21 protein-coding genes and 2 pseudogenes are annotated in these 21353 nt (G+C 51.9%); all 23 read left to right on the top strand.

Annotated elements, in window-relative coordinates:
- The first annotated feature begins 109 nt into the window (after positions 1 to 109).
- The 23 genes and pseudogenes from LG211_RS01495 to LG211_RS01605 all read left to right on the top strand — a co-directional run bounded on the left by LG211_RS01495 (position 110) and on the right by LG211_RS01605 (position 21341).
- The gene (locus LG211_RS01495) at positions 110 to 1444 is read left to right on the top strand and encodes an MATE family efflux transporter (RefSeq protein WP_148395611.1); all 1335 of its coding nucleotides are present in this window, start codon (positions 110 to 112) and stop codon (positions 1442 to 1444) included.
- Positions 1445 to 1521: 77 nt separating this feature from the next.
- The gene (locus LG211_RS01500) at positions 1522 to 2613 is read left to right on the top strand and encodes a hypothetical protein (RefSeq protein WP_148395612.1); all 1092 of its coding nucleotides are present in this window, start codon (positions 1522 to 1524) and stop codon (positions 2611 to 2613) included.
- Positions 2614 to 2618: 5 nt separating this feature from the next.
- Positions 2619 to 2885: a hypothetical protein gene (locus tag LG211_RS01505; protein ID WP_148395613.1), complete on the top strand. Its 267-nt coding sequence runs from the start codon at positions 2619 to 2621 to the stop codon at positions 2883 to 2885.
- A gap of 106 nt (positions 2886 to 2991) precedes the next feature.
- Positions 2992 to 3198, top strand: a pseudogene (locus tag LG211_RS01510) (BMC domain-containing protein); the annotation flags it as partial.
- A gap of 90 nt (positions 3199 to 3288) precedes the next feature.
- A complete protein-coding gene (locus tag LG211_RS01515) occupies positions 3289 to 3597 on the top strand; it encodes a BMC domain-containing protein (protein ID WP_227754834.1) in 309 nt (102 codons plus the stop codon).
- Between the two features lie 41 nt (positions 3598 to 3638).
- The gene (locus LG211_RS01520; protein ID WP_227754755.1) at positions 3639 to 5129 is read left to right on the top strand and encodes an aldehyde dehydrogenase family protein; all 1491 of its coding nucleotides are present in this window, start codon (positions 3639 to 3641) and stop codon (positions 5127 to 5129) included.
- A 69-nt stretch (positions 5130 to 5198) separates the two neighbouring features.
- Positions 5199 to 7808: a choline trimethylamine-lyase gene (cutC, locus tag LG211_RS01525; RefSeq protein WP_148395616.1), complete on the top strand. Its 2610-nt coding sequence runs from the start codon at positions 5199 to 5201 to the stop codon at positions 7806 to 7808.
- Positions 7809 to 7916: 108 nt separating this feature from the next.
- Positions 7917 to 8867, top strand: a complete 951-nt coding sequence (gene cutD / locus LG211_RS01530) for a choline TMA-lyase-activating enzyme (RefSeq protein ID WP_148395617.1) — start codon at positions 7917 to 7919, stop codon at positions 8865 to 8867.
- Between the two features lie 33 nt (positions 8868 to 8900).
- Entirely contained in the window at positions 8901 to 9245 is a 345-nt protein-coding gene (eutS, locus tag LG211_RS01535) for an ethanolamine utilization microcompartment protein EutS (RefSeq protein ID WP_465250771.1), read from the top strand.
- Complete coding sequence (locus LG211_RS01540; protein WP_148395619.1) at positions 9242 to 9688, top strand: EutP/PduV family microcompartment system protein; 447 nt, start codon at positions 9242 to 9244, stop codon at positions 9686 to 9688. The genes eutS and LG211_RS01540 overlap by 4 nt, the downstream gene beginning before the upstream one ends.
- A 10-nt stretch (positions 9689 to 9698) precedes the next feature.
- Positions 9699 to 10376 (top strand): hypothetical protein, encoded by a 678-nt coding sequence (locus LG211_RS01545; protein WP_148395620.1) that lies wholly within the window; start codon positions 9699 to 9701, stop codon positions 10374 to 10376.
- Positions 10358 to 11200: an ethanolamine utilization protein EutJ gene (gene eutJ / locus LG211_RS01550; RefSeq protein WP_148395621.1), complete on the top strand. Its 843-nt coding sequence runs from the start codon at positions 10358 to 10360 to the stop codon at positions 11198 to 11200. Before LG211_RS01545 ends, eutJ begins: the two co-directional genes overlap by 19 nt.
- Positions 11201 to 11214: 14 nt before the next feature.
- A complete protein-coding gene (locus tag LG211_RS01555) occupies positions 11215 to 11520 on the top strand; it encodes a BMC domain-containing protein (RefSeq protein WP_148395622.1) in 306 nt (101 codons plus the stop codon).
- Positions 11514 to 11780: a EutN/CcmL family microcompartment protein gene (locus LG211_RS01560; protein ID WP_148395623.1), complete on the top strand. Its 267-nt coding sequence runs from the start codon at positions 11514 to 11516 to the stop codon at positions 11778 to 11780. Before LG211_RS01555 ends, LG211_RS01560 begins: the two co-directional genes overlap by 7 nt.
- Positions 11781 to 11795: 15 nt before the next feature.
- A complete protein-coding gene (locus LG211_RS01565) occupies positions 11796 to 13124 on the top strand; it encodes a 4Fe-4S dicluster domain-containing protein (RefSeq protein ID WP_148395624.1) in 1329 nt (442 codons plus the stop codon).
- Between the two features lies 1 nt (position 13125).
- The gene (locus LG211_RS01570) at positions 13126 to 13674 is read left to right on the top strand and encodes a BMC domain-containing protein (RefSeq protein WP_148395625.1); all 549 of its coding nucleotides are present in this window, start codon (positions 13126 to 13128) and stop codon (positions 13672 to 13674) included.
- A gap of 67 nt (positions 13675 to 13741) precedes the next feature.
- The gene (locus LG211_RS01575) at positions 13742 to 14398 is read left to right on the top strand and encodes a cupin domain-containing protein (protein WP_148395626.1); all 657 of its coding nucleotides are present in this window, start codon (positions 13742 to 13744) and stop codon (positions 14396 to 14398) included.
- A gap of 18 nt (positions 14399 to 14416) precedes the next feature.
- Positions 14417 to 14668, top strand: a pseudogene (locus tag LG211_RS20185) (BMC domain-containing protein); the annotation flags it as partial.
- 395 nt (positions 14669 to 15063) lie between these two features.
- Positions 15064 to 16746, top strand: coding sequence for an acetaldehyde dehydrogenase (acetylating) (locus LG211_RS01585; protein ID WP_148395628.1), 1683 nt, complete (start codon positions 15064 to 15066; stop codon positions 16744 to 16746).
- Positions 16747 to 16749: 3 nt separating this feature from the next.
- Entirely contained in the window at positions 16750 to 17406 is a 657-nt protein-coding gene (locus tag LG211_RS01590; RefSeq protein WP_148395629.1) for a phosphate propanoyltransferase, read from the top strand.
- Between the two features lie 30 nt (positions 17407 to 17436).
- Entirely contained in the window at positions 17437 to 17727 is a 291-nt protein-coding gene (gene eutM / locus LG211_RS01595; RefSeq protein ID WP_148395630.1) for an ethanolamine utilization microcompartment protein EutM, read from the top strand.
- A gap of 238 nt (positions 17728 to 17965) precedes the next feature.
- Positions 17966 to 19972, top strand: a complete 2007-nt coding sequence (locus LG211_RS01600; protein ID WP_269476907.1) for a carbon monoxide dehydrogenase — start codon at positions 17966 to 17968, stop codon at positions 19970 to 19972.
- A 16-nt stretch (positions 19973 to 19988) separates the two neighbouring features.
- Positions 19989 to 21341: a [FeFe] hydrogenase, group A gene (locus LG211_RS01605; RefSeq protein WP_269476908.1), complete on the top strand. Its 1353-nt coding sequence runs from the start codon at positions 19989 to 19991 to the stop codon at positions 21339 to 21341.
- Positions 21342 to 21353: the final 12 nt, after the last annotated feature.

Raw genomic sequence — 21353 nt, forward strand, 5'->3', positions numbered from 1 at the left:
GGGGATGACCTGTTAAGAAGTTAACGATTAAAGAGATTTTCGGATACGGTTTCGCAAAAGAAAGTTGCTGTTAGACAACCGGGTATGTGTCAGGAATAAAGGAGTAGGCATGCTGCACAAAGAATTTTTCCGCTATGTAATACCATCCATGATCGCATTTGCGTTTTCAGGGGTATATTCGATCGTCGACGGATGGTTTATTGGAAATAATATCGGCGAGGCAGGTCTGGCCGCCATCAACATCGCGTATCCAATCACGGCCTTGATTCAGGCTACGGGTACGGGAATCGGAATGGGAGGAGCCATCCTTATTTCCATCAGCAGAGGCAAGCGGGAACCGGAGGCCCAGAGAGAATATCTGGGAATTACCATGGGTCTTTTGATCGGCGTTGGTATTGTGGAACTGATCGCCATGTATGCGTTTTATCCTAATATCCTTCACTTTTTCGGAGCGTCGGGCGAGATCATGGACCTGGGCAGTGAATACATACGCTGGATTATATACGGAACGATGTTTCAGATTATTGGCACCGGGCTGGTGCCGATCGTACGAAATTACAACGGAGCGGTGATTGCCATGATTTCCATGGTACTGGGATTTGCGGCCAATGTTCTTTTAGACTGGCTGTTCATCGCTATACTGGGTTACGGAATGTTTGGCGCAGCAGCTGCTACGGTATGCGGCCAGGGGCTGGCCATCGTTCCAAGCCTGGTATTCCTCCTCAAAGAAAAAAAGTTGTTCGGCTATATGAAACGGGCTTCGGAACTGAAGAAACTCAAGGAAGTCCTGCTGGTAGGGGCATCGCCCTTTGGCCTGACCTTATCGCCCAATATTATTTTGATCATTATCAACAAAAATGCAATTATACATGGAGGAGCCGGAGCAGCGGCTTGTTATGCGGTCGTCTGCTATGTGGTATACATCGTACAGATGCTGCTGCAGGGTGTGGGAGACGGATCCCAGCCGCTGATCAGCCAATACTACGGTGTAGGAGATGAGGCTGCGGTAAAAAAATTAAGGCGCATGGCCTACGTGATGGCAGAGATTCTGGCGGCAGTATTCATGAGTCTTTTGATCGTACTGCGCAGATCAATCGCCATTTTCTTCGGAATGGGAGCACAGGGAATCGAGGATGTATCTGTGGCCCTGCCGATTTTCACCTTTGGCTTTCTCTTCATCGGCTTTTTAAGGGTGAGAACTTCCTGCTTCTATGCGGAAAACAAGAACCTGAACGCATACATCCTCATATATGGAGAGTTGGTTTTAGTGGGAATTCTGGCCAGCGCCGTACTTCCGCAGATTTTTGGGATCACCGGAGTCTGGTTCTCGGTTCCGGTTACACAGGCAATCCTGGCAGTTTTGGGGTTGATTATGAGCAGAAAGACCAGAGGTAAGAAAGAAAGAAATACTACAATGGACAATGCGGCGGAATGCTGCGATTGACGATTCCTATAAATACAGGCAGTTATTCAATTTGAATATAAAGCAGCAATTATCTTAAAGTATGAGAGGAGAAACTTATGAGTGAGAGAGCTATGAGTGCACCAGCAGGTGCTCTGGAAGCAAAACGACAAATGGAAAAGTCATTCAGAATCAAAGGTATCTTTATCGCGCTGATGTCCGGTTTCCTGTACGGAGGCTACACCGCCTTCATGACACAGGGTATGGCCACAGGCGTGTGGGCGGATTGGTACGGCCCAGCCAGCACGCTGTCCGCGTTTGCGCTGGTCTACACCCTCAGTTCCGCAGGCGCAGCTGTTAACGACATCTGCTCCGCCGTATGGTCCATCATCTATGCGGCTATCATCGGCAGACTGGGAGATTTCGGAAGATCCCTGCGTTCCAAGCCTGGTAAGATTCTGATCGTGGCAGCGATCATCGGCGGACCGCTGGCATCCACGGCTTACGTAGTAGGCCTGCAGATGGCTGGTTCCATCATCATCCCCATCGCGGCACTGAACGCGGCAATCGGAGCCATTATCGGCAGAATTATTTACAAACAAGCCCTATCCGGCGGCATGATCTGCGGTATCGTAGTCTGCTTCGGCGCTGCCGTTCTTATCGGAAGCACAGGATTTGAAGGCGGCGTTGGATTCAGCGCAACAACGATCATCGGTATCATCGCTGGTTTCTGCGCGGCACTGGGCTGGGGGATCGAAGGCGCTGTCGGCGGATACGCATGCAGCATGGTTGACTACGAAGTAGCGATCGTTATTCGTCAGTGCACATCCGGTCTGATCAACGGGGTAATCCTCGTCAGCTTCCTTTCCCTGATCGGCGGAGACGGAATCGGTTCCGGACTTGCTCTTGTGGGCCAGGCGCTGGTAGATGCTCCATCCATCTGGATGTTTGTAATCGGCGGTGTATTTGCATCCTTCTCTTTCAAGTTCTGGTACAAAGGCGCTTCCATGTGCGGCGCGGCGCTGGGCATGGGCTGCAACGGTACATATGCATTCTGGGGACCATTCTGGTGCTTCATCGTATGCGGATTGATCTTTGGTACCGAAGGCTACGCGATCCCATGGCAGGGATGGGTTGGAGCCATCGTAATGGTAATCGGTATTGTTATCCTGGCTATTTCACAGGATAGAGCATCAAGGAAGGAGGCATAAACAGTATGAAACCTTTGAACTTTGCAATATTAAAATATTTTGCGTCAGGCGTTGAAGCCTGCAGAGCAGATGTTCAGGAAGCGCTGAAGGCTGATTACAGCGGATTCCGGGCGTTCAAGGACAAACAAATGGATGAAGCGCTGATGACAGCTGCATCCAACGGCCTGATTGAAGAAAGCAGGGTCGACCTGGATGAAAAGGGTAACCTGGTTATTTATTATCGTGCCCCTCAGGACGGCATCGATGCAATAAACAGTTATATCAAAGACTAATTACATCACTAAATAAGCTGCGGGGCGGCCAAGGCTTCCCCGCAATATTACATGAAGAAGGGAGATTCTTGTTATGGCAAGATATTATGCAGAACAGGCGCTTGGCATGCTGGAGACAGTGGGAATGGTTCCTGCTCTGGAAGCATGCGACAAGATGCTGAAGGCTGCCGAGGTTGAACTGCTTTCCTATGAAAACGTAGGTTCCACCCTGGTAACCATGTTCATCAAAGGAGACGTGGCAGCTGTCAAATCTTCAATCAAGGCAGGCGCTCAGGCAGCAGAGGCCATCGGCAAACTGACTGCTACCGATGTGATTCCCCGTCCGATCAAACCCATCGGCGATGTGGTATCCATTTATGACATTGACACCCAGTGCGACGAAAAATTATTAGAACCGGGGGCTATTAAGACAGAAGCGTTGGGAATGATTGAAACCTTTGGAATCGTCTATTGTATCGAAGCGGCTGATGCTATGTGCAAGGCTGCGGACGTAGAGCTGGTAGGATTTGAAAATACCGCTTCCGGATATATCTCAGCGCTGGTAGAAGGTGACGTTGGAGCCTGCAAAACAGCAGTAGAAGCAGGAATTAAAGCAGTCGAAGAACTGGGAACCGAAGTTTACAGCTCGATTGTTATTGCAAGACCCCACGAGGATCTGAAAAAAATTACCAGCCAGTATGATATGGAAAAACTACTTCCTTATACTGAATAATAAATCGTTTCGAAAACGAGGAAAGAAAAGGAGAGATGCAAATGAATATAATTGATTACGATTTGCTCTCCATCCAAGAAGCTCGTATCCTGGCGGAGAACGCACATGAAGCACAGCAGACGCTGGCCACCTTTCCCCAGGAAAAGCTGGACGAGATCACGGAGCGCATGGCGGAAGAAATCGCCAAGCATGCCAAAGAGCTGGCCGTGATGTCCAGTGAAGAGACCGATTATGGAATATGGCAGGATAAATACATAAAAAATCGGTTTGCCTGTGAGTATCTGCCGACAAAGCTGCGGGGCATGCGGTGTGTGGGCATTATCAAGAAAGACGAAGAAAAACAGATGATGGATGTGGGCGTTCCAGTAGGAGTGATCGCATCCCTAGTTCCGGCCACCAGCCCGGTATCGACGACAATCTATACGGCGCTGGTTGCAATCAAAGCTGGAAATGCCGTGATTTTTTCACCCCATCCCAGGGCGAAAGAAACCATCGGCAAGACGCTGGACATTCTGATCCAGGCCGCCGAAGGGTACGGCCTTCCGGAAGGAGCGCTGACCTATCTGCATACGGTTACACCGGCGGGAACCATAGAGCTGATGAATCACAGATGCACATCGCTGGTCATGGATACGGGAGTACCGGGTATGCTGGATGCGGCTTACCAATCGGGAAAGCCGGTGATCTATGGAGGCACGGGCAACGGTCCTGCCTTTATCGAACGGACCGCCGACATCCGCCAGGCTGTTTCTGATATCATCGCCAGCAAGACCTTTGATAACGGCGTGGTATCCGCTGCCGAACAATCAATCGTGGTTGACAGCTGTATTGCCGGAGAAGTCAGACAGGAGCTGGTTGCAGGAGGCGCTTATTTCATGACCGATGAGGAGGCGGACCTGCTGGGACGGATGTTCTACTATCCCGACGGCAGTTCCAATCCGGAGCTGGTGGGTAAAACCGCGGCCGAGCTGGCAAAGCGGGCAGGGTTTGCGGTGCCAAATGGCACCAGGGTGCTGATTTCCCAGCAGAAATACGTATCGGAAAACAACCCTTACTCCAGAGAAAAGCTTTGCCCGGTACTGGCCTACTACATTGAAGACGACTGGATGCATGCCTGTGAGAAATGTATTGAATTGCTCCTGTCAGAGCGTCACGGACATACGCTGGTCATCCACTCCAAGGATCCGGAAGTAATCCGCCAGTTCGCCCTCAAAAAACCAGTGGGCAGAATGCTGGTGAACACGCCGGCAGTCTTCGGAAGCATGGGAGCGACCACCAATCTGTTCCCGGCTATGACCCTGGGAAGCGGATCGGCCGGCAAGGGAATCACCTCCGATAACGTTTCACCGATGAATTTGATTTATATCAGAAAAGTCGGATATGGAGTAAGGCAGATCGAAGAGATCGGCCTGGGAATTCCCCAGGGCAGCCCAGCCAAGGCGCAAAGCGCTGAAAACACAGGCACAAATAACGATGAAAGCTTGCAGGTGCTGCAGAAAATCCTGGAGGAGGCTCTGAAGAATCTGGGATAAAGCAGCAGATGCTTTGTGATAGAAATGGTTATTTTTTAGAGTATTGAAGAAAGAAGAGAGGTAAGAGTTTTGGATATTCGTGAATTTTCAAATAAGCTTGCACAAGCTACACAAAACATGTCCGATGAAGAACGCGCATCTCTGATGAAGATGTTTGAAGCCGTATCGGGCGATATTTCAAATATGACACCGGCTCAGGTTCCTCCGCAGGCGACAGGCGCAGCGAAAGCGACCGGCGATCACCCGGCTTATTATTCGTCTACAGCGGCGCCAACCACTGAGGTGGATGAAGACGGAGTACCGGTAGGTCCGACCGAACGTCTGGTAAAACTAAAGGCAAACTTCTTGGAACAGGTTCCGTCCATCACTACACATAGAGCTCGGGCCGTTACCAAAATCACCAAGGAAAACCCGGGAATGCCGAAAATCCTGCTGAGAGCAAAATGCTTCCGCTATTGCTGTGAAACGGCCCCCCTGGTTATTCAGGATAATGAGCTGATTGTCGGTGCACCCAACGGAGCACCTCGTGCAGGAGCCTTTTCCCCTGACATCGCATGGAGATGGATGGTAGATGAAATCGATACCATCGGAAACCGTCCCCAGGACCCGTTTTACATTTCCGAAGAAGACAAGAAGTATATGAGGGAAGAACTGTTTCCGTTCTGGGAAGGAAAATCTGTCGATGAATATTGTGAGAGTCAGTACCGCGAAGCCGGCGTATGGGAACTGTCGGGAGAATCCTTTGTTTCTGACTGCTCATATCACGCAGTAAATGGCGGCGGCGACTCTAATCCTGGATACGATGTGATTCTGATGAAGAAAGGTATGCTGGATATCCAGCAGGAAGCAAGGGATCACCTGGCTCAGCTGGACTACGAGAACCCGGATGACCTGGATAAAATCTATTTCTATAAATCCGTTATCGAAACAACAGAGGGTGTTATGGCCTACGCCAGACGTATGTCACAGTATGCAGCGGAATTATCTGCAAAAGAAACCAATCCGACCAGAAAATGCGAACTGCAGAAAATTTCAGAAATCAACGCCAAAGTTCCGGCTCATAAACCGGAAACCTTCTGGGAAGCGATTCAGGCCGTATGGACGATCGAATCCCTGCTGCCGGTTGAAGAAAACCAGACCGGTATGTCTATCGGACGTGTGGACCAGTACATGTATCCATACTACAAGGCTGATATCGATTCCGGCAGGATGACCAATTACGAAGCGTTTGATCTGGCAGGCTGTATGCTGGTCAAGATGTCGGAGATGATGTGGATCACCAGCGAAGGCGGTTCCAAGTTCTTCGCAGGCTACCAGCCTTTCGTAAACATGTGCGTGGGCGGTATCACAAGAGACGGCCGGGACGCAACCAACGAACTGACCTACTTATTGATGGATGCCGTAAGACACGTAAAGATTTATCAGCCTTCGCTGGCTTGCCGTATTCATAACAAGTCACCGCAGAAATATCTAAAGAAAATCGTAGACGTTATTCGTTCCGGAATGGGATTCCCAGCCTGTCACTTCGACGATACTCATATCAAGATGATGCTGGCCAAGGGCGTTTCCATTGAGGATGCCAGAGACTACTGCCTTATGGGATGCGTTGAACCGCAGAAAGCAGGCAGACTCTATCAGTGGACGTCAACCTCCTATACTCAGTGGCCGATCTGTATTGAACTGGTGCTGAACCACGGTGTTCCGCTCTGGTATGGCAAACAAGTTACACCGGATCTGGGAGACCTGGATCAGTTCAAGACATATGAACAATTCGATGCCGCAGTAAAGGAACAGATCAAGTACATAACAAAGTGGACCAGTGTGGCTACGGTTATTTCTCAGCGCGTCCACAGAGATCTGGCTCCAAAACCGCTTATGTCCATCATGTATGAAGGATGTATGGAAAAAGGTAAGGACGTTTCCTCGGGCGGTGCGATGTATAACTTCGGACCTGGCGTAATCTGGTCGGGACTGGCAACCTATACGGACGCCATGGCAGCGATTAAAAAGCTGGTATTCGATGATAAGAAATATACCCTGCAGCAGCTTAACGAAGTCCTGAAAGCGGACTTTGTAGGATATGACCAGGCCAAGGCAGACTGCCTGGCAGCGCCGAAATACGGCAATGACGACGATTATGCCGACCTGATCGCAGCTGATCTGATCAATTTCACAGAAATGGAGCACAGAAAGTACAAGACGCTCTACTCGACTCTGAGCCACGGAACTTTGTCCATTTCCAACAACACTCCGTTTGGTCAGCTGACCGGCGCATCGGCAGGCGGAAGAGCCGCATGGTCACCGCTTTCCGACGGAATCAGCCCGACACAAGGTGCGGACTTTAAGGGCCCGACGGCCATCATCAAGTCGGTTTCCAAGATGGCCAACGATAACATGAACATCGGTCTTGTGCACAACTTCAAGCTGATGGCAGGGCTACTGGACACCCAGGAAGGGGAAAACGCCATTATCACCCTGCTGCGTACGGCATGCGCTTTTGGCAACGGCGAAATGCAGTTCAACTACATGGACAACAATACGCTGATCGATGCGCAGAAACATCCTGAGAACTATAAGGACCTGGTTGTCCGTGTAGCCGGATACAGCGCCTTCTTCACAGAGCTGTGCAAGGATGTACAGGATGAAATCATCAGCAGAACCATGCTGACAGAGCTCTAAAACAAGAAACCAAGTTGGCTTTAAACCCATATAACGCTGCCTGAGAAAGCAAATTAATTTTCAGGCAGCGGCAAACAAACCGCAAGAAGCCGAAAGCAGGAGACAGAGATGAGCGATAACAATATGAATATGATCGAAAGAAAAGCGTTCATTTTCAACAAACAAAAATATAACATGTATGACGGGCCGGGGGTCCGTACCCTGATCTTTTTCAAGGGATGCCCTCTACGCTGCAAATGGTGTTCCAACCCGGAAGGGCTGGAGAAAAAATACCAGGTCATGCTCAAGGCTGGCTCGTGCGTAGGCTGCGGTGCCTGCGTACCTGTCTGCCCGGCGGGAATACACAGCATTTCCAAGGACGGCGAGCACATCATCGATCGGAGCATCGACTGTCTGGGCTGCCGCCAGTGCGTAGATGCCTGTGCATATTCGGCTTTGACCATCGCCGGTGAGCAGCATACGATTTCCGAGCTCCTGGAATATGTCGAGGAAGACCGAGCTTTCTACGAACAGTCGGGAGGAGGCGTCACCTTAGGAGGCGGGGAAGTCACTTCTCAGCCGGAGGCAGCGGCAAATCTGCTGATGGCCTGTAAACAGATGGGAATCAATACGGCGATTGAGACCTGCGGTTATGCGAAAAAAGAGAACCTTTTTAAAATCGCCGAGTTTGTGGATTTGTTTCTCTTCGATATGAAGCACATCGATCCGGACCGGCATTTCGAGCTGACCGGCGTGCGCAATGAAATGATTCTGGAGAACTTAAAAGAACTTCTTCACAAACGATATAACATAAAAATCAGAATGCCCATGTTGAAAGGCATCAACGACAGCGAAGCGGAAATACGCGGCGTGATCGAATTTTTGATGCCCTACAGGGATTATAAAAACTTTAAAGGAATCGACCTGCTGCCTTATCACAAGCTGGGAGTCAACAAGTACAAACAGCTGGGCATGGATTATCCCATTGACGGAGACCCAAGCCTTACCGATGAGGACCTGGACAGGATCGAAGGCTGGATCAAAGAGTATGATTTTCCGGTTTCAATCATCAGACATTAGAAACCCGGCAGAAAGGCAAAACTTATGGGAATTATGAATGAAAAAGCGATGGAACGCATCATACAAGAATCGGTGCCCGGTAAACAGGTCACCATTGCCCATGTCATCGCCTCCCCCATGTCCGACATTTACGAGCGGCTTGGGATCGACGACAGGGGCGCCATCGGAATTTTAACTTTGTCCCCCTATGAGACCGCCATTATCGCGGCCGACATTGCCACCAAAACTGCTGACGTGGAAATCGGATTTTTGGACCGTTTTACAGGGTCCGTGGTCATTTCCGGAGACGTGCAGAGCGTGGAGACCGCCCTCAAGGCTGTCACCGAAACCCTCTGCAGTCTGCTGGATTTTACCACCGTACCAATTACACGAACATGAGAAAAAAGCGAATTATGGTGGTCGGACCCAAGGGCTGCGGCAAGACGACGCTTGTCAATGCTATCAACGATTACGACGGGCCGCTTCGGCGGACGCAGGACACGATCTACGGGCCCAATACCATCGACGTACCCAGCGCGTATATTGAAAACGCCTGGATGTACAAACATATGATTGCTTTGGCGCAGGACGCATGGTGCATGCTGGCGCTGGTGGACCAGTCCAGATGCGCGGAGGTTTACTCCCACGGATTTGCAAGAGCCTTTCGATGCCCGGTAATCGGGATCATCAGCAAGAGCGACCTTGCTCCGGAGAACGAAGCCGTCTGTATCCGGCAGCTGAAGATGATCGGAGCAGCAGAACCTTATTTTAAGGTCAGTGTTCCAAATGGAACAGGCATTGAAGAATTAAAACGTTATTTATCAGAGTTAAAAGAAAGGTAAGGGGTCTATCATGAAGTTCATAACCGAAGAAGACTTGCGGGATTTGTATAGAAAACAGCCCTTTACAAATTACGACCTTTCGCCCGGAGAAAGGCTGACGCCGGGAGCAAGACAGTTCCTGGTGGACCGGGGCATCAACATGTATGACCCATCGGATCCTTTCATAAGCGGCAAAGGAAAAGAAACTCCGCCGCCTGGAGAAAAAAAGGCGGAGGCACCGGCGGGAGACGGACACCAAAAGAGGAAATTCTGCAGCAGGATGAAATCCATGCAGGCATTGTTTCTCCTCACGGCAGAAGAGCTCCTGGAAAAGGATGTCTGCGTATCTCAGCAGCTGACGGAGCTTTATCGCCAGTTCGCCTGCCTGGGCAGCGCCGCTGATGGCAAATGCGAGGCAAAGGACTTGTGCCTGAGCCCTTGCAGCGGCATAGACAGCGGAAATTTCTCCCAGAACCTGGGCGACTGCTTTGAAATCACAGAGTTTCACATGCAGATGGAGAAAGGACGCGAAATGCTCCTACTTCACAGATTGCGCAGTGAGCTTGCCCAGCTGGACGCGGATCTGCCGGATTTCCTGGACACCCAGCTTTCAGACCAGGTTTCAGGAAAGCTTAATCAGATTATCAACCGCCTGTCGCAGATGATATGCGGTGCGCTTGGAGGTAAAGAATGTCAGAGAAGCATGTAACCTTTGATTACTGCGATCAGATGGTCGCAGATTTTGAAAAGGTCATCGATCGTCCAATCAGAGAAAAATCCTCCGTCTATTATACGGGAGTGGATCTGGGAACGGCCTGCGTAGTGGTCGCAGTGCTGGATGAGAACAAGCGGCCGGTAGCCGGAGCCTATCGCTATGCGGACGTTGTCCGCGACGGCATGGTAGTGGACTACATCGGCGCCGTACAGATCGTCCGCGAGCTGAAGGAAGAAATCGAAGAAAAACTGGATACCGAACTGATCTACGCCGCGGGAGCCATTCCGCCGGGGACTGATCTGCTGGATTCGGGAGCTGTGAAAAACGTCATTCAGGGAGCCGGATTTGAACTGACCAACATGCTGGATGAATCTACGGCAGCCAACGAAGTGCTGAAAATGAAAAATGGCGCTGTGGTGGATATCGGCGGCGGCACCACCGGTATTTCCATCCTCAGGGATGGTAAAGTGGTGTACATAGCCGATGAGCCTACGGGCGGAACCCACTTTTCCCTGGTCATCTCAGGGGCTTACGGCAAATCCTTTGACGAGGCGGAGCTCTACAAGCGGGATGAAAAGAATCACAGGGAGCTGATTCCGGTCTTGCAGCCGGTGATCGAAAAGGTTTCATCGATTATTTCCCAGCACATCAAGGACTACGATGTACAGGAGCTTTCTCTAGTAGGCGGAACCTGCTGTCTGACTGGCATTGAAGATATCATAGAGAAAAAAACCGGGGTTTACACCCACAAACCAAAAAATCCGATGTTTGTAACGCCGCTGGGCATTGCCTTAAGCTGCAAACAGGAGGAAATGTAAGCAGGAGGCTGACGATGGAAATCAGAATCATAAAATCCCCATCACAAGGTACCATCGACATTCTGATGCGCAGAAAGGGATCGGGGAAAACCCAGATGCCCGAGTGCGTCGATGCCATCGGTCTGGTGCAGGGACGTATGATTGAAATGGTCTGCGCCGCGGATGTGGCGGAAAAGGCCGTCGGCGTTACTGTGGAAGATATCCGGGGCAGTTGTCCCCAGAACATGATTTTGCTGGCGATCTTCGGTGACACGGCTTCGGTGGAATCGGCGCTGTCCGAGATCAAACGCAAAGCAGAGGAAGGTAAGGATATATGTTAACAGCAAGACTGGTGGACCACATCTGGTCCACGAGAAAGGCAGACTCACTCAATGGTCTCAAACTGATGCAGGCTGAAATCATCGGCGGCGGCTCGGATGCGGGGCGCAGGATCATCGTAGTGGATATCATAAGCGCAGGCATAGGAGACCGGGTGATCGTAACCACAGGCTCTTCGGCCCGGCGCATGCTGGGAGATGACGATATCCCGGTGGACGCAGTCGTAGTCGGCATCATAGATGAGGACTGCAGCTTTGAATAAAGGGGAGGTGCAAGAATGAGTCTTCTAGAGCAGATCAAGGATGCCGGTATTATCGGAGCGGGCGGAGCGGGATTCCCAACCCACGCAAAACTCACGTCCAAAGCCGATTACATCCTTCTCAACGGGGCTGAATGCGAGCCGCTTTTGCGGGTAGACCAGCAGTTGATGGCAGACTATCCCGATGAAATTATCAAAGGATTTGAAGCAGCCGGCAGACTGGTGAGCGCAAAAAAAGCGCTGATCGGAATTAAAAAGAAACACGGAAAGGTGATCGCGCTCTTAAAGGAACGGATACAGGTGCTGGGAGTCGGAGACTTCGTGGAAGTCAGCGAGCTTCCCGATATCTATCCGGCGGGTGACGAGCAGGTGCTGGTTTATCAGCTCACCGGCAGAGTCGTTCCCGAAACCGGCATTCCCATTCAGGTGGGATGCGTGGTTGTCAATTCCGAGACAGCGCTGAATATTTTCAAGGCTTCTCAGGGGCAGCCGGTCACAGAAAAATATATCACAGTAGCCGGAGACGTACCAAACCGAGTGACGGTGAAGGTGCCGGTGGGCACACCCATTATCGATGTGCTGAGACTTTCCGGCATCGAAGATTTTACCGATTACGCGGTCATTGACGGAGGCCCGATGATGGGGCCGGTGATGACGGATATCGGCGGATTTATCACTAAGAAAAACAAGGGCTTCGTGGTCCTGAAAAAAGATCACTTCCTGATCCGCAAAAAATCAGTTACGCCTGATCAGGCCAGGAGAGTGAATAAAGCCACTTGTGAACAGTGCCGGATGTGTACGGACCTTTGTCCCAGATATCTGCTGGGGCACAATATGCAGCCTCATAAGATCATGCGGGTTTTGAACTACTCCATCGATGATCTGGAAGGGCAGAAAATGGCCCAGCTGTGCTGCCAGTGCAACTTGTGCGAACTGTTCTCCTGTCCGGCGGGACTCCATCCCAAGATGGCCAACCTGCATTTCAAGGATATGATGGCGGAACAGAAGATCAAGTATACGCCGGATAAGACGGAATTTGAAGCAAGGTCCATCCGCAATTACCGGCTGGTGCCAAGCAAGCGGCTGATCGCAAGGCTTGGACTCAGAAACTTCGACCTTCCGGCTCCCATGGCGGAGGCAGGGATTGTTCCTCAGATGATCCGAATCGCAACCAGACAACACGTTGGTGCTCCGGCAGAACCCATCGTTGCGCCGGGAACCCGCGTAGAGGCCGGTCAGATGATCGGAAAAATTCCGGAAGGCGCGCTGTCCGCTGCCATTCACAGCAGCATTTCGGGGGTTGTTTCGGAAGTAACTGCCGATTATATCGAGATAAGGAGGAACTGAAATGCAAAGAGCAATAGGAATGGTTGAATTTAACAGTATTGCCCGGGGCATATACGCAGCGGACCAGATGGTAAAGATTTCGGAAGTAGAGATCGTTACAGCGGCGTCCACCTGCCCGGGAAAATATATCGCCATCGTTCACGGAGATGTGGCCGCAGTGGAAGATTCGGTGCAGATCGGCGAGCGGATGGCAGAAGAGTTTTTCGTTGACTCCATCGTGATCCCCAATGTGGATCCGGGTGTGTTCCCGGCGATCACAGGGTCGACCATGCCGGAGCGCATTCAGGCGGTGGGCATCATGGAATCCTTTTCACTGGCTACCATGATCATCTGTGCGGACCAGATTTTAAAGGCCGCGGAGCTGGAACCCATTGAACTGCGTCTGGGCAACGGGCTCGGCGGAAAAGCATATTTCACCTACACCGGCGATGTGGCCGCCGTGCAGTCAGGAACGGCAGCAGGTCAGGCCATCGCAGAAGAGAAGGGACTTCTGGTTAACGCAGAAGTAATTCCTTCACCATCCGACAGACTCGTGCCGTCTCTACTGTAACAGAGGGCAGAGCATTAATATAAATTGAAGATATTTCTTGTGCAAATAGATGAAAGGATGTGAAGGCATGAAAAGACTGATTTGTGCAAAAGAAGTCGAGGCTTTGGACAAAGAGGGTAAGAAGGTAATGTACATCGATGCCGATACCATTATCACTCCATCTGCCAAAGATGCGGCCAGCGCCTGTGGAATCGAATTTTCTACAGAGCCGGAACCCGCATGCTGCTGTAATCAGGACGCTGCTCCCTGCGGAGACGCCGCACCGCAGCAGTCAGCCGGTATTGACAGCGAGCTGATCTATAAAGCCCTGACCGCACTGATGGAAAAAGGCCAGCTGGGGGCTGTACTTGGCAGCCTGGGGCAGGATGTTCCTTATGTGGCGGAAAGCGACGGAAACGGCTGTGTCAAGCTGGTCCGCGGCGATACCGCAAAATGGGAAGTTCTGGACACAGGAAATCCGGCGGACAAGGTATTCTACAATGAGCTGATCGGAGCCGACGACGGTTCTTCCATGAACGCGGGATTTATGACCATTGAGAACTGTCAGTTCCCATGGGATGTAGCCTGCGAAGAGATCTACTACGTTGTGGAAGGAACGCTGACGGTGGGACTGGACGGCAGAACCTTTACCGCTCATCCGGGAGACTGCTTGTTCTTCCAGAACGGTTCCAAGCTGACCTTCGGCTCTCCTGATAAAGTCAAAGTATTCTACGCGACTCACTAATAGCAAGGAGGATAACCGATGGAAGCACTGGGAATGATTGAAACAAAAGGGCTTCTGGCAGCCATTGAGAGTGCGGACGCCATGCTCAAAGCAGCAGAGGTAAGACTCCTGGAGCGGACCTTTGTCGGCGGCGGACTGGTTACCATAACCATTACCGGCGATGTGGCAGCGGTAAAAGCATCTATCGATGCGGCAGCTGCGGCGGTGTCCCGTCTGGGAACAGAGCTTCTCGTTTCTCAGCATGTGATTCCAAGACCCCACGTTGAACTGGGCGAAACCATTGTATCTCCCATACCGCTGTGCGAGCTTCATCAGCAAGAGGATGAGCCGCAGGAGGAAGAAAGCCCGGCTGAGGCCGAGCCTGAAGAAGAGGCGGAACCGGAAGATGCTGAGCCTGCAGAGAACGTAGAAGAAGAGATCGAAGCGGACATAACTACGATGCACAAAGAAGATATGGATAAGCTGGTCTCCAAACTAGGCGCGGAAAAAGCAGTGGAAGTACTGGAAAACTGCAAGGTAGTCAAACTGAGAAACCTGGCCAGAGAATATGAAGAATTTGGCATTGCGGGACGTTTGATTTCGAAGGCCAACAAGACTGCATTGATTGAAGAATTCAGAAAATACTACAGTCAGAAATAGCAAAATAAAAAAGGAGGTGCCACAATATGGAAAATATGGATTATGATTTACGGTCCGTACAGGAAGTAAGAAATCTGGCCCGTCTGGGACAGATCGCTACTGAACAGATCGCAAATTATACCGCAGAACAGATAGACAAAATTATTAGAAACATGGTTCGTGTGGCGGAAGCCAACGCCGTTTCCCTGGCAAAGATGGCCGTGGAAGAAACAGGGTTTGGTAAAGTAGAGGATAAGACATACAAAAATCACATGGCTTCAACGCTGTTGTACGATGCCATTAAGGATATGAAAACAGTGGGCATTATCAATGAGGACCCGGTTAACCAGATCATCGAGGTTGCCGATCCGGTCGGACTTTTGATGGGAATCGTACCTTCCACCAACCCGACTTCCACAACGATTTTCAAATCCATCATCGCCATTAAATCGAGGAACGCCATCGTTTTCTCGCCCCATCCATCGGCTGCAAAATGTACCCAGAAGGCGGCCAGCCTGATGTACGAAGCAGCGGTTGAAGCAGGAGCACCGGCAAACATTATCGGATGCATTTCCATGCCGTCCATGCCGGCTACCAACGAGCTGATGCACAGCAAGGAAGTTAAGATGATCATCGCTACGGGCGGACCTGGAATGGTAAAAGCTTCCTACAGCGCCGGAAAACCGGCACTGGGCGTAGGCGCGGGAAACTCACCGGCTTACATAGAACGGACCGCCAACGTGCAGCAGGCCGTAACCAACATTATTGCCAGTAAGACCTTTGACTATGGAACCATCTGCGCTTCCGAACAGTCCATCATCTGCGAAGAATGCAACAAAGATGCGGTTATTGCAGAACTGAAGAGACAGGGCGGCTACTTCATGACACCGGAAGAGACAGAAAAAGTATGCAAACTGCTCTTCAAAAACGGCCACAGCATGAACGCCAAGTTCGTGGGCAGATCACCGTTTAGAATTGCTACCGCTGCCGGAATTACCATTCCAGAAGATACCAAGGTTCTCATCGGACCTCAGGGCGGCGTCGGCGACGGATATCCGCTTTCCTACGAAAAGCTGACGACTGTACTGGCATTCTATGTGGTAAAAGACTGGCACGAAGCCTGCGACCTGAGCATCGAGCTTCTTCAGAACGGGATCGGCCATACCATGAGCCTGCATACAGAAGACAGAAACGTTGTATTGGAATTCACCAGAAAGCCGGCTTCCAGAATTCTGGTAAACACCGGCAGCAGCATGGGCGGCACAGGAGCCAGCACCGGTCTGCTCCCATCCTTCACTCTGGGATGCGGAACATGGGGCGGCAGCTCAGTTTCGGAAAACGTCAGCCCGCTGCATCTGATCAATATCAAAAAAGTTGCCTACGGAACAAAGAATTGTGCTACACTGGCAGCAGATGACCCGACCTTTAATCATCCGGAACTGGCGGCATGCGGCCAGGGCGGATGTGCTCCGGCGGGCGGCATGACGACGACAAGCTGCGGAAGACCGGCACCAGCGGCACCGATTGCACCTACGTCGGCTCCCAACTGCGGCAGCACAGCGGGATATCTTTCCCCTGCTGAATACCAGAACAGCGGCATTTCCTACAGCACAGGCTGCAACAGCTGCGCCGATACTGCGGCAGCTCCGGCTGCCAGCGATCAGCCTATCGATACCGAGCAGCTCAAGGACATGATCAACGCACTGGTCAGTGCGATGAAGGGAGAATAGAAGATGGCAAACGCAAATTATGAAGCTGTCCTAAAGCTCCTCCTGGAAGCAGTCAATTCGACGTCTAATGCTTCCGGAGTGCAGCAGGAACCTGACGGGATCCCGGTAGGAGTTTCAAACCGCCATCTCCACCTTTCCCAGGCAGATCTGGATGCCCTTTTCGGAGCCGGCTATCAGCTGACGCCGATCAAGGATCTGTCTCAGCCCGGACAGTTTGCCTGTAAGGAGACCGTAACCATCGCCGGCCCCAAAGGGGCGATTGAAAAGGTTCGGGTCCTGGGACCTGTCCGCAGCAAGACACAGGTCGAGATTTTGACAGGAGACGGTTTTAAACTGGGCGTTACTGCTCCGGCCAGACTGTCGGGAGACCTGGCAGGAACACCGGGGATCACGATTATCGGTCCCAAAGGATCGGTTCAGACCAGGGAAGGTCTGATTGTCGCTCAAAGGCACATTCATATGACACCGCAGGATGCCGCCTGCTACGGCGTGCATGACGGCCAGATCGTGGATATCCAGATTGAAGGTCCGCGAGGGGGAAGTTACAGCAATGTCGCCATAAGGGCAAACGACGCATCGGCTCTGGAATGTCACGTTGACACGGAAGAAGCCAATGCGATGAATCTCAATTCGTTATCAAAAGTTAAAATTCATAAATAAAACCATAAAATTTTTTAGGAGGAAAAAAAGATGACTAAGTATGATGCATTAGGAATGATCGAAACGAAAGGTTTAGTAGGTTCCATCGAGGCTGCGGATGCCATGGTAAAGGCTGCAAACGTTTACCTGATCGGTAAAGAACATGTTGGCGGCGGACTGGTAACAGTAATGGTAAGAGGAGATGTGGGCGCTGTTAAAGCTGCTACAGATGCAGGCGCTGCTGCTGCTCAGAGAGTAGGCGAACTGATCTCTGTACACGTAATTCCTCGCCCTCACGCAGAAGTTGAAGACATTCTGCCTGCAAAGAAGGAAGCAAAATAAGGGAGGGCTTTCCTGACACTCCTATATAAATAGGAAAGAAACCCAAAGAAAAAGTGCGGGAGGTGGATATCATGTCCGCCTCCCCATTTTAAATTCTGCATAGAGCGGGGTGCTGTATGTTGAGAACTATGCGGATTGCTGTTTCAAGTTGATGAAAGCGGGTCAATTTGCAACATCAATCACCATACTTTGCCTTTTGCGGCAGGCCGCGGGCATTTTACTAAAGGGAGGATTTTTTATGGCAGATAAGCGAGCAATATGTCCGGATGCAGATCCGGTTCTGGAACAATTTATTGAAGGTTTGGATGTGGAAACGTCCCATCATAGAATGATACAGCAGGAAAATAAATGTGGATACGGACTTTCCGGCGTCTGCTGCCGCCTCTGCTCCAACGGGCCCTGCCGGATTTCTCCGGCCAGGCCCAAAGGCGTGTGCGGCGCTGATGCGGATACCATTGCGGTCAGAAATTTTCTCCGCTCCGTGGCTGCCGGTTCGGGCTGCTATATTCACGTTGTGGAAAACGCGGCCAGGCAGCTGAAGCAGACGGCAAAAGACCGGGCGGAGCTGAAAGGTATCGGGGCCCTGGACCGGCTCTGCAAACTGTTGAATATCAGCGGATTCAGCGATTGGGATCGGGCGGCCAAGGCAGCCGATGCGGTTCTTTCGGATTTGAGGCGGCCCGTGGACGAGCAGATGGAGCTGGTGGAAAAGATTGCTTATCCCATGCGGACCCAGCTTTGGAAAGAGACCGGACTCATGCCGGGAGGGGCCAAAGATGAAATTTTTAATGCCCTTGTTAAGACTTCCACCAACCTCAACTCCGATCCCACGGATATGCTGCTCCAATGTCTGCGGCTGGGGATTTCCACAGGCGTATACGGACTGGTTCTGACCAACCTGATCAACGATGTTTTGATGGGCGAAGGGGAGATTGGCTTTGAGCCGGTGGGTCTTCAGGTTGTGGACCCGGAGTGCATCAATATTATGATTACCGGCCATCAGCATGCCTTCTTCGGTCACTTACAGGAGTATCTGGCTTCGGAAAAGGTCAGGGCCCTGGCGGAGCAGGCGGGCGCTAAGGCTGTCAAAATCGTGGGATGCACCTGCGTGGGCCAGGATTTCCAACTGCGCAAGGCAGCCGGTACCGACGCATTCTGCGGCCATGCCGGAAACAACTATACCAGCGAAGCGGTTCTGGCCGGAGGCTGCATTGATTTGGTACTCTCCGAATTCAACTGTACGATCCCTGGGATCGAGCCCATCTGCCAGGAGCTGGGAATTCCCCAGATCTGTCTCGATGATGTGGCTAAGAAGGCCAATGCTGAATATCTGCCGTATCATTATCAGGAGCGGGAACAAATCAGCCAGACTGTGGTGGAAAAAGCAGTTGAATCCTTCCGCAAGCGGAAGGTCAGCGTGCCGGGCGATGTGCAGAGTCTGTTTGTGCAGCTTTCTGATGCTCTGGGCAAGGTGGCTGCGGATTCGGAGGAAGCCCGGACACTGGATTTCGTCCTGGCCCAGGCGGCCGCAAAGCAGGACTGGGGAGGGAGAAAGAACCCCATGGCTTCCCATGGATATTCCAATGCCATTACCGGCGTTACGGAAGTGACTTTGAAAAAATTCCTCGGCGGAAGCTACGCGCCGCTCATCGATCTGATCAAGCAGGGTAAGATTAAGGGCATCGCCGGAGTCGTGGGCTGTTCCAACCTGCGGGCCAAAGGCCACGATGTCTTTACGGTGGAGCTGACAAAAGAGTTGATTAAAAAGGATATTCTGGTGCTGTCGGCGGGTTGTACCTGCGGAGGTTTGGAGAACTGCGGACTGATGAGCCCTGAGGCTGCGGCTCTTGCGGGGGATAGCCTGAGAGAGGTCTGCCAGTCCCTGGGAATTCCGCCGGTTCTCAATTTCGGCCCATGCCTGGCCATTGGCCGTATGGAACTGGTGGCAGGAGAAATCGCAGAGGCGCTGGGGATCGATATTCCACAGCTGCCCATCGTAATTTCCGCGCCCCAGTGGCTGGAAGAGCAGGCATTGGCCGACGGAGCATTCGCGCTGGCTCTTGGCTTTACGGTGCATCTTGGACTGGCGCCTTTTGTGACCGGAAGCCCGATCGCGCTGGATGTTTTAACCAGGCAGATGGAGGAGATTACCGGCGGCCGCCTGATGGTGGATACGGATGTGTCTTCTTCTGCGGCGGCGCTGGAAGCGGTCATTTTGGAAAAGCGCAATGGCTTGGGACTGTAGATGTGAGGAGGAGATCATGACCATGAATTCATATGATCGCTGCGTCGCAGTAGCGGAGGATAATCCGGCCATCGTTAAGGATAAGGATTTATGCGTGGAATGCGGCCACTGTCTGGCTGTGTGCCAAGAAGAGATCGGCGTGGCCGGACGGACTCAGGCTCTTGGGGCCGGCGGGGAGGCGGAGCTTTCCTGTATCAACTGCGGCCAGTGCAGCGCTGCCTGCCCCGAATCGGCCATTACCCTCCGTTCGGAGATCGATCTGGTCCGTACAGCGATTGGGGATCCGGAAAAAGTTGTCGTTTTTTCCACATCGCCCTCTGTGCGGGTAGGCCTGGGGGACGCGTTTCTGGATAAAGCCGGCACCTGGGCGGAAGGTAAAATGGTGGCTGCCTTGAAGGCTCTGGGCGCTGACTATGTGTTCGATGTGACCTTTTCCGCTGACCTGACCATTATCGAGGAAGGCTGCGAGCTGCTCAGCCGTCTGCTTACAGGAAGCGGGCCGCTGCCCCAGTTTACCAGCTGCTGTCCGGCCTGGGTAAAATATGTGGAAACCTATCATCCCCAGCTGATTGCCAATTTATCCACGGCCAAGAGCCCCATCGGTATGCAGGGTGCGACGATCAAGACTTATTTTGCCGGGAAGGCCGGCATCGATCCGGCCAAGCTGGTGACAGTCAATGTGACGCCCTGCACTGCGAAAAAGGCGGAGATTCGCAGATCGGAGCTGGCGGATGCGGGAAATCTTGTGGGCCGCAGCGATATGCGGGATAACGATTATGTGATCACCACCAAAGAGCTGGCCCAGTGGATGAAGGAAGAACATATCGTATTTGAGGAGCTTGCCGATGCTGAGTTTGATTCTATTCTGGGCAAAGGAAGCGGCGCGGGGGTTATTTTCGGAAATACCGGCGGCGTGATGGAAGCGGCTCTGCGCATGGCGTTTCAGAGCTTGACCGGCCAGCCTCATGCTGATGATCTGCTGGATTTTGAACCAGTCCGCGGCCTTACGGGGGTGAAAAAAGCTGCAGTGGAGCTTGCTGGAAAACAAATTAATGTGGCGGTTGTCTACGGCACTGCCAATGCGGAAAAATTCCTGGCCGGGGACATTTCGGACTATCATTTTGTGGAAGTTATGACCTGCCCCGGCGGCTGCATCAGCGGTGCAGGACAGCCCCAGATGCACTGCGTGCCGGTTGTGGATGATATCAGAAGGAGCAGGATCAGCAGCATGTATGCAGAGGATGCCAGGATGTCTCTGCGAAATTCCATCGATAATCCCCAGGTAGCACAGGTTTATCGGGAATTTTACGGGGAGCCTCTGGGTCCGCTGGCCGAAAAGCTGCTGCATACATCCTATCGGAGCCGGTAGGTATATGGGAGG

Origin of the sequence: Hominibacterium faecale (assembly GCF_020734085.1) — a bacterium.
GTDB classification, from domain to species: Bacteria; Bacillota; Clostridia; order Peptostreptococcales; family Anaerovoracaceae; genus Hominibacterium; species Hominibacterium faecale.